Annotated in this window: 15 protein-coding genes, 1 tRNA gene and 1 pseudogene; 8 read left to right on the forward strand and 9 right to left on the reverse strand. The window is 67.2% G+C overall.

The genetic code is table 11. From position 1 onward, the window contains the following. Both ABI385_RS02075 and ABI385_RS02080 read left to right on the forward strand, forming a co-directional pair. Window positions 1–599, forward strand: a 599-nt coding sequence (locus ABI385_RS02075; protein ID WP_348102072.1) for an alkaline phosphatase family protein, incomplete at its 5' end; no start/stop codon positions are given. A gap of 25 nt (window positions 600–624) precedes the next feature. Further along, window positions 625–2,052 carry a PQQ-binding-like beta-propeller repeat protein gene (locus tag ABI385_RS02080; RefSeq protein ID WP_348102133.1) on the forward strand — a complete coding sequence of 476 codons (1,428 nt, stop codon included), beginning with the start codon at window positions 625–627 and terminating at the stop codon, window positions 2,050–2,052. 313 nt (window positions 2,053–2,365) lie between these two features. On the opposite strand, the gene ABI385_RS02085 is transcribed toward ABI385_RS02080, so the two are convergent. The 3 genes and pseudogenes from ABI385_RS02085 to ABI385_RS02095 form a co-directional block, all read right to left on the reverse strand. Then, complete coding sequence (locus ABI385_RS02085) at window positions 2,366–2,647, reverse strand: HAD family hydrolase (protein ID WP_348102073.1); 282 nt, start codon at window positions 2,645–2,647, stop codon at window positions 2,366–2,368. A gap of 28 nt (window positions 2,648–2,675) precedes the next feature. Further along, a pseudogene (locus tag ABI385_RS02090) lies at window positions 2,676–3,215 on the reverse strand (transposase); the annotation flags it as partial. 140 nt (window positions 3,216–3,355) lie between these two features. Further along, entirely contained in the window at window positions 3,356–3,484 is a 129-nt protein-coding gene (locus ABI385_RS02095) for a hypothetical protein (protein ID WP_348102074.1), read from the reverse strand. Window positions 3,485–4,103: 619 nt separating this feature from the next. Here ABI385_RS02095 and ABI385_RS18420 point away from each other — a divergent pair. After that, complete coding sequence (locus tag ABI385_RS18420) at window positions 4,104–4,454, forward strand: replication initiator (protein ID WP_407068213.1); 351 nt, start codon at window positions 4,104–4,106, stop codon at window positions 4,452–4,454. Then, entirely contained in the window at window positions 4,451–5,377 is a 927-nt protein-coding gene (locus tag ABI385_RS02100) for a site-specific integrase (protein WP_348102075.1), read from the forward strand. Before ABI385_RS18420 ends, ABI385_RS02100 begins: the two co-directional genes overlap by 4 nt. A gap of 14 nt (window positions 5,378–5,391) precedes the next feature. Here ABI385_RS02100 and ABI385_RS02105 read toward each other — a convergent pair. Together ABI385_RS02105 and ABI385_RS02110 are read right to left on the reverse strand one after the other, a co-directional pair. Next, window positions 5,392–5,467 (reverse strand) — tRNA-Arg (locus tag ABI385_RS02105). A 130-nt stretch (window positions 5,468–5,597) separates the two neighbouring features. After that, window positions 5,598–7,196, reverse strand: a complete 1,599-nt coding sequence (locus tag ABI385_RS02110) for an HNH endonuclease signature motif containing protein (protein WP_348102076.1) — start codon at window positions 7,194–7,196, stop codon at window positions 5,598–5,600. Between the two features lie 215 nt (window positions 7,197–7,411). Between ABI385_RS02110 and ABI385_RS02115 the strand changes: the two genes are divergently transcribed. Then, window positions 7,412–8,311 carry a nucleotidyltransferase domain-containing protein gene (locus ABI385_RS02115; protein WP_348102077.1) on the forward strand — a complete coding sequence of 300 codons (900 nt, stop codon included), beginning with the start codon at window positions 7,412–7,414 and terminating at the stop codon, window positions 8,309–8,311. Window positions 8,312–8,663: 352 nt separating this feature from the next. Continuing rightward, window positions 8,664–9,131, forward strand: a complete 468-nt coding sequence (locus ABI385_RS02120) for a hypothetical protein (protein ID WP_348102078.1) — start codon at window positions 8,664–8,666, stop codon at window positions 9,129–9,131. Window positions 9,132–10,126: 995 nt separating this feature from the next. Here ABI385_RS02120 and tal read toward each other — a convergent pair. From tal to ABI385_RS02135, 3 genes are all read right to left on the reverse strand, one after another. Beyond that, window positions 10,127–11,266, reverse strand: coding sequence for a transaldolase (tal, locus tag ABI385_RS02125; protein WP_348102079.1), 1,140 nt, complete (start codon window positions 11,264–11,266; stop codon window positions 10,127–10,129). 93 nt (window positions 11,267–11,359) lie between these two features. Beyond that, window positions 11,360–12,586, reverse strand: a complete 1,227-nt coding sequence (locus ABI385_RS02130) for an FAD-dependent oxidoreductase (RefSeq protein ID WP_348102080.1) — start codon at window positions 12,584–12,586, stop codon at window positions 11,360–11,362. Between the two features lie 66 nt (window positions 12,587–12,652). Next, window positions 12,653–13,138: a hypothetical protein gene (locus tag ABI385_RS02135; protein ID WP_348102081.1), complete on the reverse strand. Its 486-nt coding sequence runs from the start codon at window positions 13,136–13,138 to the stop codon at window positions 12,653–12,655. Window positions 13,139–13,228: 90 nt separating this feature from the next. Here ABI385_RS02135 and ABI385_RS02140 point away from each other — a divergent pair, with 90 nt between their 5' ends. Beyond that, entirely contained in the window at window positions 13,229–13,897 is a 669-nt protein-coding gene (locus ABI385_RS02140; protein WP_348102082.1) for a helix-turn-helix domain-containing protein, read from the forward strand. A gap of 87 nt (window positions 13,898–13,984) precedes the next feature. On the opposite strand, the gene ABI385_RS02145 is transcribed toward ABI385_RS02140, so the two are convergent. Next, window positions 13,985–15,130 carry a helix-turn-helix domain-containing protein gene (locus ABI385_RS02145; protein ID WP_348102083.1) on the reverse strand — a complete coding sequence of 382 codons (1,146 nt, stop codon included), beginning with the start codon at window positions 15,128–15,130 and terminating at the stop codon, window positions 13,985–13,987. Between the two features lie 128 nt (window positions 15,131–15,258). Between ABI385_RS02145 and ABI385_RS02150 the strand changes: the two genes are divergently transcribed. After that, the gene (locus tag ABI385_RS02150) at window positions 15,259–16,314 is read left to right on the forward strand and encodes a ferredoxin reductase (protein ID WP_348102084.1); all 1,056 of its coding nucleotides are present in this window, start codon (window positions 15,259–15,261) and stop codon (window positions 16,312–16,314) included. The last annotated feature ends 6 nt before the right edge of the window (window positions 16,315–16,320 follow it).

Raw genomic sequence — 16,320 nt, forward strand, 5'->3', positions numbered from 1 at the left:
CCTACGAGGAGTCCATGGCGAGTAACTGCGGGGGCTCGCAGGTGACCTACCAGAAGGGTCACAACCCGGCCTTCTGGTACACCGACCTGCGCACTCCAGTCAACTACTGCTCCAGCAACGACGTGCCGCTTACCCAGTTCGACCCCGCCAGTCTGCCCGCCTTGTCCTGGGTCACGCCAAACCAGTGCCACAACATGCACTACCAGAGCGGCTGTCCGGGCACCGAGGCGACCCGGATCACCGCAGGAGACACCTGGCTCAGCACCTTCCTGCCGCCACTGCTCTCCTCGCCGAACTACCTGAACGGGAACACCCTGATAGTGCTCACCTGGGACGAGGGAGAGGGCCCAAGTAGGGCCCGGGAGGACTGTTCGCACCCGACGACGTACACCCTGCACCCCCTCCTGCGACATCCCCACGGTCGTGATGTCGGCGTTCATCCCGCCTGGCGCCACCGACGCCTCAGACCAGAGCCTCTACACCCTCGTCGGCACTGCCCAGGACATCCTGGGGCTACCGCGCATCAACGGATCTGCGACTCATCCCGCGTCCCTACGACCCGGACTGGGCTTTTGACTCAACAAGAACAAAAACCCTAGTCACAAACGATAGAAATGGGTGGATATGCGCAAAGTTTCAGCAACGGCGTATCGCAAGAAACCAGGGCTCGCCGTTATCTGGTTCATGATTATGGGCACTCTTTGCCTGTCGACGGTCGTCCCGGCGAATGCAGTGGGGTTGCAGGACTGGACCGGCTACCTGAGTGGTAGCACGCATACTTCCTACAATCCGAATGATACGACAGTAACTCCTTCGAATGTGGGGCAGTTGGCCCAGAAGTGGCATTGGCGCGGGGACGCGGCGACGATGACCGGGCAACCGGGGCCCTCTCTCTTTTCGAGCCCGACCGTCGCAGACGGTGCGGTGTATTTAGGCTCGAACAACGGCTACTTTTACCGGTTGGACCTCGCGACTGGCGCGGTGCTCAACAAGGTATTCATCGGGTACCGGCCTAAGCTGACCTGCCTTGCCCGCGGCTTCATCGCCACTGCGACAGTTGCAGCTGACCCTTCGACCGGAGCGGACACCGTCTATATCGCTGCTCCTGACGGATATCTTTACGCGCTCGACGCCGCAAACCTAACCGTGAAGTGGCGGTCGGTGGTCGACCTCCCGTCGTCTACGGTCAGCGACTATTTCCAATGGTCGTCACCGACAGTGGCCAACGGGAGGATCTATGTCGGTAGCGCCTCCCACTGCGACAAGCCCCTCACCCGCGGCGCCGTGGTCGGGTACGACCAATCCTCTGGCGCCGAGTTCGCCCGCTTCTACACCGTCCCCGCGGGTTTGCTGGGTGGCGGCGTCTGGACCAGCGTCGCCGTTGACAGCGACGGCAGCGTATACGCGAGCACCGGTACTCAACCGAAAAACACGTTGAACCGCTACGACTCTGTCTCGATTGTGAAGTTGGACGGTGCCACGTTGACCAAGCTCGGTTCCTACACAGTCCCCGACGCTGAGCTCGGGGGGGACGGAGACTTCGGAGGATCGCCCACCATTTTCGGCCAGTTTGTCGGGGCGTGTAGCAAGAACGGCATGTACTACGCTCTAGACCGCGCCACCATGAGTTTGGCCTGGAAGGTGCGGATCGGCGCGAAATCCTCATCGGCGAGTCCAGCTCAATGTTCGGCAGCCGCAGCATACGACGGCACCTATCTCTACATGGTCGGCGACCCGACAACGATTAACGGTGTCGCCTACCGGGGATCAGTTCGCCGCATTGACCCGCTCACAGGCGCGTTTCTCTGGGAGACGGGCCTTCCCAACTCTGTTCTTTCCAGCCCCACCGTGAACGGTGCAGGGATGGTCGCCGTCGGCACGTACGATTTCACCGCAACACCGAACGCTGTGTACCTGGTCGACGCCAAAACAGGACAGATCATCCGGACCCTCAACACCGGAGGCAATACTTTCGCACAGACCGTATTCGCCGATGGCTATTTGTTCACCGCGAACATCGGTAAGAACCTCCAAGTTTATCACCTGCCGTGAATGAGCCTAGATCCGATTGGTGGGTAAGCGTGGGGGGTCGTGACGGGCGGATATCCCTTTGGGGCGGGAGGATTGAAAGGTGATGTTGGAGCGCAACACGTACTCGAGAACACTCGCTCATGCCGCGGATCGGTCGTGTTTAGGTATGCGCGACAGGTGGCCGAGATTCCTTGCAGATCGGCTGACGATCACACGTTCCAGACACGCCCACCGCGTCAGGGAATGAGGTCGGTGAGGGAGGTGATGACGGCTCCGGCACCGGCGTCGGATTGGGCCTCGGCTTTGCCTGGCTTGTTGGCGTAGCCGATGGTCGCTACGTTGGCGGCGTTCCCGGCCTGGTGTCGCTGACCGCGTCACCGACGAACACGGCCTCGTCGGGGAGTCGGTCCAGCTTTTCGAGGACGGCGTTGAGCAGGTAGGGACTCGGCTTCATCAAGTCTGGCCTTAGTGCAGGTTTGCCGAAGATGACGGCGGGTGGCCGCCCGCCAAGGTGCAGCGCCGCGAATTTCTCGACTGAGTCGGTGGAGTTGTTGCTGACGATCGCGTACGACCGCTCGCCGAGTGCAGCGAGGAGCGCGGGTAAGCCGTCGGTCATGGAGGCGCTATCGACCGCCCGGACTTCTGCTGACCGAGTCGATCAGCGTGCTCACCAGCTCCCGGCCTCGGGGGTCGGTCGGGTTCGCGGTAGGCGGTGATCATCGCCTGGTAGATCCCCCATTTGCCTCCACCTCGACGTGCTCCTCAACCCCGAACAGGGCCTCGAGATGTTGGTGCTGCTTGTCGGTGAGCAGGCCAGCGCCGGTGTGCAGGGTCGGCCGGGCCGCATACAGCGGGTCGCCGGTATGGCCGCGGTGTCCACGGGTGTCCTGCTGGACCCGGCGTCGGCACTGGTCCAACGCGTCACCGGCCAGCCGCACGACGTGGAACGGATCCATCACCGCAACCGTGTTGACAGCTGCCGGGCAGCTCCTCAGTGGTGGCGGTCTTGAACCCGGTGAACCCGTCCATCGCGACCACCTCCACCCCGTCGCGCCCAGCCCTGCGAGCCACGCCTTGAACGCCTGCTTTGAGCGGCGTTCGAGCATGTTCAACAACCGGGCCGGCCCGGTCTTGCTACGGATTGGGGTGAGGTCGATGATCACGGTCACGTACTTGTCGCCCTTTGTCGGCAGGGCGAGTGTGCCGCCAGTTGGGTCGGCCCGGGGCGCGGTGGCGGCATTACTGCCGCTCCGTTTCCCCGGACCGCCCGCCGAACCCGGCGTGCGATTCTCACCGCACCGGGCTCTCCACGTGAGGTTGTTGTTCAGCCGGTGTGGCTGTCGGTGTCCACGCGGTCGCGCACCGACGCGCCCACCCCGCCTACACCCTGCATTGTGAAGAGCCCGTAGTGCGCCGCCGGCAAGCCGCCCTCCGCGGCAAGACAAGGCTTCACGCCCCGACGGTGGGCGAGCCGTTGATCGTGATGGTGGTCGACGAGATTGCCTCATTGACTGCGTACGTCACTGACCGGGAGGCGAAGCAGCGGATCACCGCCGCCCCGTCCCTACTGCTGTCTCAGGGCCGCGCGGTCGGGGTGCTGGTGGTCGGGGCGGTGCAGGACCCAGGGAAGGACGTGATCGCCCGGCGGGACCTGTTCCCACCCGCATCGCCCTCCGCCTGTGTCCGCAGACGAGGTCGACATGGTCCTCGGCCGAGGAGCCCGCGCCCGCGGAGCCCGCTGCGACCAGATCCGCGAGTCCCTCCCCGGAGTCGGTTACGTTGTCCTCGACGGCAGCCCCGAACCCGTCCGGGTCCGGTTCACCCACGTCACCGAGGACGTCATCGCCGCCCTCGTCAACCGCTACGCCCTGTGTAACACCTCGACATCGGCACGACGGCGCCTGCCGCGACAGCTGCCCGGCCGGTTCACCTACGCATCATCGAAGGTGCCGCCCCAAACGAACCGGTGCCGTCCCTGTCCGTCGCTCTCGGCGGCGAGGGCTGACCCAGGACCGGTCGGCCGAGTCCAGCGCCCTCCCTACCCCGGCAGGCGTTCGCGGGGTTCGGGGAGGATGCCGGGCTGGACCTACCGACCCCTGTCGACACGTACCGAGGCCGAGGTGATCGCCCGGTTGCTGTCTCGGGCCTGGACCGCCGCCCGGGTCGGACACTGCGCCCACCCGATCCGGCTTCGGGGGTCGAGCACCACGGTCGACAAGGCCACCGGGGAGGTCCTCTCGACGTACTTGACGACGGGGGAGGCGCTCGGGCTACTGCACATCCGCTGCGGGAACCGGCGATGCCCAGCTTTGGGAGGCCGAGCAGAAGCGGCTGTTGATTTCGGGGGAGTTCGTCGCTCCCGCGGCTGGCCGGATAACGGTCGGGGCGTTGGCGGACGAATATCGAGACGCACGGCAGGGTGAGGTCGTGGGAGTCGGATGAGAGCGCCCTGCGGGTGCACATCGTCCTGGCGTTCGGACGGTTGCCCATCTCGTCGGTGTCCCCGGTCCAGGTCGAGCGGTTCTTGACGGATCTCGCGGTGTCAAGGTCGGTGCGGACGGCGGCTCGAGTGCGGACGACGTTGCGGGGGCTGTTCCGGTTCGCGGTGCGGACGCGTCGGCTGCGGCTGTCGCCGGCTGAGGACGTGCCGTTGCCTCGCCGGGATTCACGGACGGGGAAGGTGGTCGAGGTCGACCCGTTCCCGCTCGAGCTGCTGCTGCGCGTCGTCGAGACGCAGCGGGAGTGCGCGGGTCGGTATGCCGAAATCACTCTGGTACTGGCGTTGACCGGGGTCCGGATGGGGGAGTTGCGCGGTCTACGGGTCCGGGACGTGGATGCGGTGCCCTATCCCGGCCTGGTGGTAAAGCGGTCGGTGCCGCAGTCGGGTCGAACTGGTGCGGTGATCGAGCGTGCGACGACTAAGAGTGGTCGATCACGGGTGGTTCCGCTGTCCGACCGGGTCCGGCCGATAGTGGCGGAGTGGTCGGTTGGTCGCGCACCTGATGACCTACTGTTCCCCGCGCCGAAGGGCGGTTACCTGCATGCGCAGAACTGGCGCCGGTCGGTGCATTGGTCGTCGACCGGCCTGGGTCGGCGTCCCCACGACCTCAGGCATACCGCGGCGAGTCTATGGATCGCGGCCGGTGTCGACATCAAGACGGTGTCGTCGTGGCTGGGTCATTCGACGGCGAAGCTGACGCTGGACACGTACGGGCACCTGATGGGCACAGACGCCGACCGGGCTGCCCTCGAGAGGGTAAACCGGGCACTCGGGCACCCAGCGGGCACCCAAGGCGCCAGCGAGTCGGACCAGAGGACCGGTGCGGGGAGCCAAAATGGGCTCTGACCTGCGTAAACGTGTGGTGCCCCCGGGCAGATTCGAACTGCCGACACCCGCTTTAGGAGAGCGGTGCTCTATCCCCTGAGCTACGAGGGCGGGCGCGTCCGGTGAGAATTGGCGTCCGATAAGCACGACTGGGCGCGGCGCCCGCACATTGTGTCAGCAGCTCGACCGTCACCAGAAATCCCGTCAGGACACGAGATCACGACCACCAACAGCCGTCCGCTCAGAAGGGTGGTGGTTCGAACTGTTGGGCGGTGGCGATCTCGTCGGCTGTGGCGGGTCGGCTGAGGGGTTCTTGGTAGTCGCGTCGTCGGGTGAGGTAGGTCCGGCCGCTCAAGGTGGTCCAGGTGATGGTGCCTTCGGAGTCGGCCGTGCTGCGCCAAGTGCGCCGAGTCTTGTGGTTGTGATGCCGCCGGTGTTTGACGCTGAGGTTGTCGACCGACGTCCTGCCGAGCGGCCAGGGTGTCTCGTGGTCGAGGTCGGACCAGGCCGGGCTGACGGTGCATCCCGGTGCACGGCACATCCCGTCGATCGCGGCGACCAGATCGGCCATCGCGGCGGTGGGGCGGTACCGCTGGGTCGACAGGTCGAGGGCGGCGCCGGTGACCGGGTCGGTGACCAGGCGGCGCCATACGGAACCCTGCGAGACCGCGATCTGGCGGGCGTAGGCCGCGGAGACGAAACCCCAACCGGGGATCTCCGCTGGCGCGTCGTCGAGACCGAGCATCGTCGACAGGGACATCACCAGGTTGACGCGGGCCGCTGGCACGACGCCCTTGAGCCCCACCGCGTCCCTGGCGGTGTCGGCCCCGGTGTCACGGTCGCCCCACCCGGTGAGGATCAGGTCGAGTGCGACGTCCGAACGGAGGTTCTCCAGCGTGCGCGGGTCGCCTTGGGCCCGCAGCTGCCGGCTGATCATCTCCACCCGATCCAGCGCCGCAACGACGCGGCCGCCCTCCCCGGTGATGGTCAAGGTGGCGCTGCAGTCGTCGTCGAGACGCCCGTATGCCGTCCGCCGCGACAGTGCGTCGGCCCGCGCCTGCACCGGGTCCACACGATGCAGGGTCACCTGTCGCCCCAACTCACGCAGGAACGAGCGGTGGGACCGGACACTCCCGTCGGGAATCGGGGCGAGCAGGCGTGCCGCGATGGCGTTCGCGGTCTCCGGGTCCAACCCCGCGGTCGCCTCGACGATCCGCGAAGACCGGTCCAGGCTCACCCGCCCCACCGCCAACGCCGACAGCACCAGCTCACCACGCGCGTCCTCGTCCATAGCCAATCTCAGACGCCGGTGGACGTCACCCTCGGACAGGCCCGTGGCAAGGGCGACCTCGTCGACCGTGGCGCTGTTGGCCTCGACCAGCCGCTGCTCCGGCGACAGGACTGCCTTGTCGGCATAGCCGAGCCGCGCCTGGATCTCCCAACACTCGTGCCCCACCAGATCGCGCAGCCGCCGCAGCGCGGCCAACGTCTGGAAGTCCGCCCACGCCTTCACGCGCTCCGCGGCCTCGATCACCGCGACCTCCTCGGCGATACACACCGTCGCGAGCTCGTCGGTGGGGCGGTCCACCATCGACGCCTCCCGGTGAGCCCACCGCGCATCCGTCATCTCACGCGAGACCACCCGAAACCGCACCGGGCCGTGTCCCTCCTCCACCCCAGCGTCGTCCGGATCGGCATCAGGGCCGCGGCCAAGGACCGATCCTGGCACCGCCAACAGCGTCAGAGCGTTGGCGACATCGCCAGGGAGATAGCTGTCTCGCGTTCGCTCGGCCATGGCTGTCGCGAGCGCGTCCGCGTGGGTCGCCGTCTCGATCGTCACCCCGCACATCCTTGCCCAACCGAATCGAACTGATGTTCGATACTACTCCCACCCCGGGTGCTCGTCAACTCTTTCCAAACGCCGATATTGTTGGCACGCAACATCACTCGCCCTTGCCTCCGTGAACCACCTCAATCCCATCAGCCACTCCAGTCACGTCGGCTAGCCTCCTCAGTGGCAGTAAAAAGCGCCCAGCAGGTGAAAAGGAGGTCGGGATGAGCTGGGACGAAACGACGAACTCCCACCACCCGACCGCGCTGCACAACGCCCTTCCGCCGCAGCTGGACCTCGGCCGCATCACCGCCGGCCTCGCCGGAGTCCCGGGAGTCGTGGGGACTGTCCTCGGGGGTAGTCGAGCACGCGGGACGCATACCCCCGACTCCGACGTCGATCTCGGCCTCTACTACCGGGGTGACGTGGACACCGGCGCCCTGAGCGACCTCGCCAAAGAGCTCGCTGGTCCGGACGCCCGGGTCACCCGGCAGGGGGAGTGGGGACCCTGGGTCGACGGTGGGGGCTGGTTGACGATCGACGGGGTCCACGTCGACTGGATCTACCGCGATCTCGACCGCGTGCGTGACGCGTGGGTGCGTGCGCAGCGCGGCGTGTACACCTGGAACACCCAGGCCGGGCACCCCTTGGGTGTCCCCGACTTCGCGTATGTGGGTGAGCTGGCCCACGGTATCGTCCTCGACGACCCGTCGGGCGAGCTGGGAGCGCTACGCAGCATGATCCGCTACCCCGCACCGCTCGCCCGCGCACTGGTCGAGAACCTCTGGGAGGCAGACTTTCTCGTCGACATCGCAGACAAGGGGGTGAGCCGCAACGACACGGCATACGTAGCACTCTGCCTGAGTCGCTCCTTCCTTCTGTGCGCCCACGCGCTACACGGCCACGAGCAGGTGTGGTTGGTCAACGAGAAGGGCGCCATCGCCTCGGCTGGCCAACTCGATTCTGCGCCAAGGCAGTTCGAGCAGAGGGTGACCAAAGTCCTTGCTCACGTAGGCAGCTCACCCATCGAACTCGCAAGGAGCATCGCGGCGGCCAGGTCGATCGTGCAAGAGACACGTTCGGCAGCGTCGAGCTCAGCCCGCTCAACGATGACCGGCGCATAGCACCAGCTCCTCGACCCCTGCTTCCCAGAGGACCCAGGCCTTAACCCGCGCGGGCTGGGCGGCCAACACGGTGTTCTCCCTGCCCAGCTGTTCGGTGGTCAAGGAACGAGGCCGTCGCGCCGATCGCCGCGGCACGTCCGTCATGCCCCGGGCCAAACCGAACAGGTGTTCGACTACGTGGGTATGGCTCAGATCTCCACCGAGGGAAGCCCGGACTACGCCGAGGTCCTTCGTTGCGGGTACGTCCGCGGAACCGTCGTCGCGGTCCGATGGTCGTCGCGGGCCGGCGTGCCTCGTGCGCGTCACATCGTCAGCACTCGGATCATCGTGTGCCTCGTGAAGGGTGAACATCATGCCCAGCACCTCCGTGGACGACGTGCCCACAGACCTGTTTGATCGCGTTCGACCGATCCGCAGAGGCGATGCCGCCCACACGGTGTTCGGCGACCCCGGCCACCCGTTGCGGCAAACGGCTATCACGCTCCTGGACGGGCAGGAGCCGTCCGCGCACGAGAGCTGGAAAGAGGCGACCCTTCACGCTCTGCGTGGCCGCTTTCCACGCGCGAGTCCGTCAGGGTCTATCGAAACCTGCGCAGGCGAGCTCATCACGATCCCGCAGGAGCTCCTGACGCGCGACAGGGGCGAGGAGATGGAGCGGATCGTCTCCTCGGACCCGGCTTTCGTCGAGTTTGTCGGCGCATCCTCGGACAATGAGACCTGGCCCCGCGTCACGGGCCCTACACGCCCGATGGACACCATCGACATCCGGTTTTCGGGACCACTAGAGGCACGTACCCCTTCGTCCAGTCCTGTGCCCTGACCACTCGTTGTCGAGATCCCGAGTGATCCTGCAGATACAGGACAGGCTGAATGCGATGCGCGTCGTCCAGGAGATAGACGTGGCTTTGTGCTGCAGGCCGTTTCATTCACCGAGAAGGCAACACGATGCGGTCCTACACCGCGACCGGCCACCCAGCCGCGTGTCGTCGCCATCGACAGGTACACGTGCGGGGCTGGTCCTCTTCGCAGGACGGACTTCTCGGCCAGGGTCATGGCGCATCAGGCTCAGATCCAAGGGGGTATGTCCCGTCTCTTGGCTCAGAACCCGACCCCCTCGTCGGCGACCCCGAAGTCGCATCGCACTCGCGAGGTTACGGTTCCTCCCTCTCTTGCCTGCGTTGCTGTCCCGCGGCGCCGGCCGACCTGGTGATGCAGCGCCGTTCACATCGTCGAACGGACAGGTGCTGCGCCTGAACAACTGGCGTCAGCGTGTGTTCGCCCGGCCTGTGCGCCGGCTGACATTGCAGGTCTTAAGCCGCACGATCTGAGGCAAACGGCGGCCTGGCTGGCTGTGCGATCCGGCGCGAACTTGAAGGTCGTTCAGCGGATGCTCGGGTAGCGCCGGCGGCCATGACGCTCGATGTCTGTTCGGGTCTTTCGACGGCGACCTCGACGTTGTGGCCCTCGCGATGGAGGACCTTGTGCCACAAACGCGCCACAACGCGGCGCTGGCTGCATCTACCGGCGATGTCGCGCACTTCGGTCAGGCGGCTGACCTGCGGTTTTGTTAGGTGCCCCGGCAGATTCGAACTGCCGACGCCCGCACATTGTGTCAGCAGCACGACCGTCACCAGAATCCCGCTCAGGTCACCAGCGGCAGAGACGGGCGAGGTCAGCAGAAGGGCAGTTCGACGCACCTGGGCGCGGCAGTCACCCGACAGCCCGACAGCCCCACCGATCGCCGCTTTGGACGTGCGGGCACGACAGGCAGCCGGGACGACCGGCTGCGTGGCCGACGAGTTGGCTACCGGCCGGTCAGCGGACGTTGCTCGACCTGCCGCCGGAGACCGCTGAGCCGACGGGGTCCAGATGACCGCGGGCCAGAGAGTTGATCTTGACCGAGATGGCCGCCAGCAACGTCGCCCAGTCGGCTTCGAAAGCGCGGGCCCCGCGGCGTTGTAGGGCCTGTCCGAGCGCATCGATGTCGATGCCGTGGGAGGTGACTGTCGCCATACAGCGTTCGGCAGTCGCGTCGTCGGGTTTCATCAGCCGCACCGGACCACCGTGGTCGGCGTAGGCGAGCAGCGTCTGCTCCGGCATGGTGTTGATGGTGTCGGGAGCTGCGAGCTCGTCCACATAGTAGGTGTCGGGAAGTTTCGGGTCTTTGGTCGAGGTCGAGGCCCAGAGCACCCGTTGTGGTCGGGCGCCCGCCGCGGCAAGCGTGGTCCAGCGCTGCTCGGCGAGCAGGCTGCGGTACGAGGCGTAGACGTTCTGAGCGACGGCCAGCCCGAGGCGCCCGTGCAGATCCTGGGGTAGCAGACGGTCGACGGCCTGGTCCCAGCGGCTGACGAAAACCGATGCGACGCAGGGCACGTCGAGCGAGAGACCGTCACACGCCCGTCGTTCCAACGCTCGGATATAGGCCTCGGCGGTCCGCTGGTAGTGCTCGGCGGAGAACAACAGGGTCACGTTGATCCCGATGCCCTCGGCCACCAGGTGCTCCATCGCCACCAGGCCCGATGGCGTGCCCGGGATCTTCACCAGCACGTTCGGCCTACCCGCTTGCTGGTGCAGCCGGCGGGCGACCTCGATGCTGCGGTCGGTGTCGTAGGCCAGGCCCGGGGGTACCTCGATCGAGACGTACCCATCGACGCCAACTGTGCGATCCCACACGGGACGGAACAGGTCCGCCGCCGCGGTGATGTCGTCCAACGCCACGGAGTAGACCAGCTCCTCGGGTTCGCGTGTTCCCCCTGCCAGGTGAGCCCGCAACGACTCGTCGTAGTCGGTGCCGGCTGCCATGGCCCGACCAAGGATGGTGGGGTTGGACGTGAGCCCGGTCAGCGCGAGGTGGTCGATGTAGCCGCTGAGGGTGCCGTCGCGAAGCATCGTGCGGTTGATCGAGTCCAACCACAGGCTCTGCCCGGCTTGGTAAAGGTGCTGTGTGGGATTCATTGGGGTCTCCTTGTCGGCAGCGGGCAACATGCCCACCGAACGTTCTTCGGGGTTTGGACCGAGCGACGCGTGCTGCGCGCCCGGCTCGGCGGTTTACCTCAGCGCTTGATCGAGCGGGATGCCGGGGTCGGCCAGCCGCCGCGGGTCCACCGCGCCGGCGCCGAGCAGGGCGGTGATCTGGTCTTCCGCATCCCAGGTGTTTACGTTCATTGCGGCCAGGACCTGGTCCGCCGGGGACAGCCAGAACGCGAGCAGCTCCCGGGTGTCCCGCTCGCCGCGGATGACGACGGTCGCTTCGACACCGGGAGGCACGTAGCCGCGGTACTCCATGCCGAGGTCGTACTGGTCGGTGTAGAAGAACGGCTGCTTGTCATAGGGAGTCGGTATGCCGGTGATGGTGGCGGCCACGGAGGCGGGCTGGTTCAGGGCGTTCGCCCAGTGCTCCACCCGCAGCCGACCGAGAGTCGGGTGCGCCTGGGCCGCAATGTCTCCCACCGCGTAGATGTCCGGGTCGCTGGTACGCAGGTACTCGTCGACGAGGACCCCGTTGTCGACCTCCAAACCGGCGTCGCGTGCGAGCTCGACGTTCGGCTGCGCACCGACCCCGACAACCACCAGGTCCGCGGGTAGCCGGGTGCCGTCACCGAGGGTGACGCCGGTCGCTCGCCCGCCAACGACGTCGATCTCGGCCACGCTCGCCTCGAGGTGGAAGACCACCCCGTGCTCTCGGTGCAGGTCGGCGAATATCTGCGCGAGCTCGGCGCCCAACACCCGAAGCAGGGGCAGCTGGGCGGCCTCGACCATATCGACCTCCACCCCGTGCTGGCGTGCGGTCGCCGCGACCTCCAGACCGATCCACCCGGCACCAATGGTCACGACGCGCCGAGCCTGGCCTAGGGCCTCGCCGAGGGCGTCGCTGTCGTCCACGTCGCGCAGGTAGAGGACGTTGCTGGCGTCGCAACCTGGGATGTGGATGTGCCGTGCTCTCGACCCGGTCGCGAGGACCAGCTGGTCGTAGCCGAGCCGGGTGCCATCGCCCATCACGACCTCGTGCGCATCGCGGTCGAGCTGGGTGGCGCGCACGCCCAGACGCAGCGCGACCTCGTGGTCGGCGTACCACTGCCGGTTATGGACATCCAGCGACTCACGGTTGGCCGTGCCGGCCAGGTAGTCCTTGGACAACGGTGGCCGCTCATAGGGCAGGTGGTCCTCGGCACCGACTAGCGCGAGCGAACCGGTGCAGCCGCCGTCGCGCAGCCCCTGGGCGGTCTTGGCGCCGCCGAGTCCGCCGCCGACGATCACGATCCTCGAGTCAGCCATCATCTTCTCCGGTCGTTAGTGAGCTTCTCCGGTTGCTGTTGAGAACGAACGCGGCATCGGGCTGCGTCACCGGACCGCTCCGTCCTGGTTCGGTGTCCCACCGGCCGCCCGGGTCCAGGGTCGGTCGTAGGTCGAGGCGAGCAGGGCCAGTGCCAGCGCGCCGATGAGCAACCCGAAGTCGCGCAGGGCGACGTCGTAGAAGCCCGAGTAGGTCAGCAGGTTGACGATGATGCCGGCCAACCAGGCCGCCACGACGTAGGCCGCGTAACGGGGTTTGAGTGCGACCAGGACCCCGGCCACGATCTCCACCGCTCCCACGAGGTACATCGCGGTCTGTGCCGAGAACGGCAGCAGACTCACCGTCCACGGGGCCAGGTAGCCCGGCCAGTCGGTGTTCAGCACCTTGGTGAACTTGTCGATCCCCATCCACAGGGGCAGCACGACATAGCCGATGTGCAGTAGTACGAACGCGGCGTAGGCCGGCTCTGTGCGGGCACGATGGAGCACCGCAGACAGTCCCTTGTTCGCGAGATCGGTACGGGTGGCGGTCATCATCGATCCTCTCTATAGATAATGTATGTGTTTGATAGAGTCTCGCCCCGTCATCAGTTTGTCAACACCAGTTAGTGATAGATTTCGGTTGTGAAAAGGACACGTCAGGACGGCCTGGCTGCCCTGCCCCAGCTGAGCAACCTCGTGGACCCCGTGCGACGTCGGCTTTACGACTACGTCGCCGCGCGGCAGGCCCCCGTCACGCGAGAGGATGCCGCCGAGGCAACGCACATCACGCGCACCCTTGCCGCCTACCACCTGGACAAGCTGACAGACGCCGGACTGATCGAGGCCGGGTACGCGCGACCGCCGGGGCGCCGGGGCGGTCCAGGAGCCGGACGTCCGGCTAAGCACTACTCCCGCGCGAGCCGGGAGCTGGCGGTCACGTTGCCGGCCCGCAGCTATCTGCTAATGGCCGACCTGCTTGCTGAGGCAGTCGAGGCGGACCAGACGGGAGCGGTGCGTGCTGCCGCAACCCGCCACGCGCGCGAAACCGGCCGTGCCGCCGCCGGAGCAGACCTAGACACTGCTCTCCACGAGCTCGGCTACGAACCGGCCCACACTCCTGACGGCGACATCGAGCTACGCAACTGCCCCTTCCACCAGCTCTCCCAGACCCATACCGACCTGGTATGCAACCTCAACCTCGACCTCATCGACGGCCTGCTCGAAGGCGTGGGAGAGCCCACCGAACGCGCCGAGCTGACTCCGCACGAGGGTCGCTGCTGCGTCGTCATCCACCCACCCGAGCGACCCTGACATCGTCTCCGCCGCAGTTCGGGGCAGCGACTCGGTCTCGCGGGGGCAAGCCGGCCGTGGTCGAAGTACGGTCGGGTATCCCGGCCCTCAGCCGTGGCCGGCGCGAAGCACCAGCTCCAGCTCGAACCGGGCCTGAGGGTCGTCCAAGGTCCCACCGAACAGCTCTCGCAGCTGGTTGAGCCGATACCCGACCGTCTGCGGATGGATGTTGAGCTCCTGCGCGACCAGTCCCCGCTGGCCCCAATGTCGCAACCAGGACAACAGGGTCGCCGTCAGCTTCTCCCTGGCGCCGGGACGCAGCGCGGCCAGGGGAGCCAGCCGGGTCTCGGCAAGGTCGTGCAGAGCCAGCGACTCGGCGCCCAGGATGAGCTCGGCGAGGTGCTCGTCGACCCAGAACGGCTCGCCCTCCGACGTGGACCCCCCGAGTGCGGTTGCCGCCAAGGTGGCCAGCCGCAACGACTCCGGCAGCCGGAGCCAGTCGCGCGCCGGCCCGACGAACGCACCGCGCCCACGCAGCGACCTGGCGAGGTCTGCCCGTTGCCGCGCGGACCTGGGCGCAGCGACCAGGGCGACCGCATCGGTCGGCCGCGCGATCGTCAGAGCCCGCGACCCGAGCCGGAACCGGACCCCCGACGCTTCCTCCAGGGGCATCGTGACCGCGACGAGCCGGGCCGGCAGGACCCAGCCCGCGGCCGCGGCAGCGCCTTGGACGGCCGCCTCGTCCGCCTGCCCGTGCAGGAGTAGCTCGACGAGCTCGGCGCGTCGCCGGTCCATCTCGCCGGCACGCTCGGACTGTTCGAACGCGAAACCGTCCGCGCTCGCTGCCGAGAGCTCCTCGATGTATGCCAGCACCGACTCGCCGAGGGCGACGATCGACTCGGTGTCCATCCCCGACTGGATCGCGCCTTCGGACATCCGTCTCAGCGTGACCCGCGCACCCGCCCGGTAGGCGGCCAGCAGACCCTGCAAGGTGCGACCCTGCCTGACCTCACCGCGGCCGAGCGCCGCATACACGCGTCGGCTCTCGGGCGAGAGCGCCGGCGAGGTGGTCCCGGGCAGCTCGAGGAACCGGCCGAGGGCGACCTCGACCCCTTGCCGGACGCCCTCCCCGAACCGACCCTCCAAGGGCCGCGCATAGGCTGGGACCGCGACGGCGACTGCGTCGATGACCTCCTTCACCAGCTCGGACAGATGGGGGCGGAGCACGTCGCTGATCTGTGCGGGGACCGCCACCCAAGGCGGATCTGACGCGGTGCCAGCCAAGAGCTAGCCTCTTTTCCTGTCGTACCGAGATAGTTTTCTGGTCGACATCGTATGTCCCACCAGCAGCCCGAAGGACCCATCGGCTGCGAAACTGGAGTATGAGCAGGATCAGTCCGTTGAGCCGGGTGGCGTCGGTCTTCACCACGCCCCTGGCACCGGAGGACTTCCTCTCGCTGGTCAACCCGCTCAGCTCGTCGCGGCAGCTGCGCGGAGTCGTGACGGCCGTCGTTCCGGAGACTCCGGACTCTGCGACCATCCACTTCCGTCCTGGCCGCGGCTGGCGGGCCCACGAGGCCGGTCAGTATGCGCGGATCGGCGTCGAGATCGACGGGGTGCGACAGTGGCGCTCCTACTCGCTGACCACTGCAGGCGGGGAGGACCCCGCAATCACCGTGACCGCGAACGGCGCCGTCTCCGAAGCGCTCGTGCGACACACTCGGGTCGGCGACGTCCTGTTCCTCGCGCCGCCGCAGGGCGACTTCGTGCTCCCCGAGCATCCTCGGCCGCTTCTGATGCTGACCGCCGGCAGCGGGCTCACCCCCGTGATGTCGATGGTCCGTACCCTCGTCCGCCGCCGCAGCGACGCCGACCTCGTGCTCGTCCACTCGTCCCGCTCGCTCGAGGACGCCCTGTTCCGCGAGGAGCTCAGCGCACTCTCCGCCGAGCACCCGGGTCTCACGGTCGTCCACTGGGTCACCAGCGAACGGGGCCGGCTCGACCTCACCTCGACCGCCGACCTCGAGGCGACCGTCCCCGACTGGCGCGGCCGGGCGGCCTACGTCTGCGGTCCGGCCGCCATGCTCGACGCGGCCACCGACCTGTGGCGGGACCAACAGGTGCCCGGCCAGCTGGTCGTCGAACGCTTCGCCCCCGTCCTGCTCGAGGGCGCCGGCGGCGAGGGAGGCCTCGTGACGTTCGAGACCTCCGACAAGGAGATCGAGGTCGACGGTTCGACCTCGCTGCTCGAAGCCGGCGAGGAAGCCGGAGTCATCATGCCCAGCGGTTGCCGCATGGGTATCTGCCATAGCTGCGTCACCCCGTTGCTCGCCGGACAGGTCCGCGACCTGCGCACCGGCGAGGTCCACGGGGACGAAGGCCAGCTCATCCAGACCTGCGTCTCCGCTGCGGCGGGACCTGTCCACCTCGAGATCTGAGGACCA

This window comes from Lapillicoccus sp. (genome assembly GCF_039935575.1).
Classification (GTDB): Bacteria; Actinomycetota; Actinomycetes; order Actinomycetales; family Dermatophilaceae; genus Lapillicoccus.

Coding starts and splice junctions, on each gene's coding strand:
- ABI385_RS02080 (WP_348102133.1), top strand. CDS start 625: ATGCGCAAAGTTTCAGCAACGGCGTATCGCAAGAAACCAGGGCTCGCC.
- ABI385_RS02085 (WP_348102073.1), bottom strand. CDS start 2,647: ATGACCGACGGCTTACCCGCGCTCCTCGCTGCACTCGGCGAGCGGTCG.
- ABI385_RS18420 (WP_407068213.1), top strand. CDS start 4,104: ATGCCGGGCTGGACCTACCGACCCCTGTCGACACGTACCGAGGCCGAG.
- ABI385_RS02115 (WP_348102077.1), top strand. CDS start 7,412: ATGAGCTGGGACGAAACGACGAACTCCCACCACCCGACCGCGCTGCAC.
- ABI385_RS02120 (WP_348102078.1), top strand. CDS start 8,664: ATGCCCAGCACCTCCGTGGACGACGTGCCCACAGACCTGTTTGATCGC.
- tal (WP_348102079.1), bottom strand. CDS start 11,266: ATGAATCCCACACAGCACCTTTACCAAGCCGGGCAGAGCCTGTGGTTG.
- ABI385_RS02130 (WP_348102080.1), bottom strand. CDS start 12,586: ATGGCTGACTCGAGGATCGTGATCGTCGGCGGCGGACTCGGCGGCGCC.
- ABI385_RS02135 (WP_348102081.1), bottom strand. CDS start 13,138: ATGACCGCCACCCGTACCGATCTCGCGAACAAGGGACTGTCTGCGGTG.
- ABI385_RS02150 (WP_348102084.1), top strand. CDS start 15,259: ATGAGCAGGATCAGTCCGTTGAGCCGGGTGGCGTCGGTCTTCACCACG.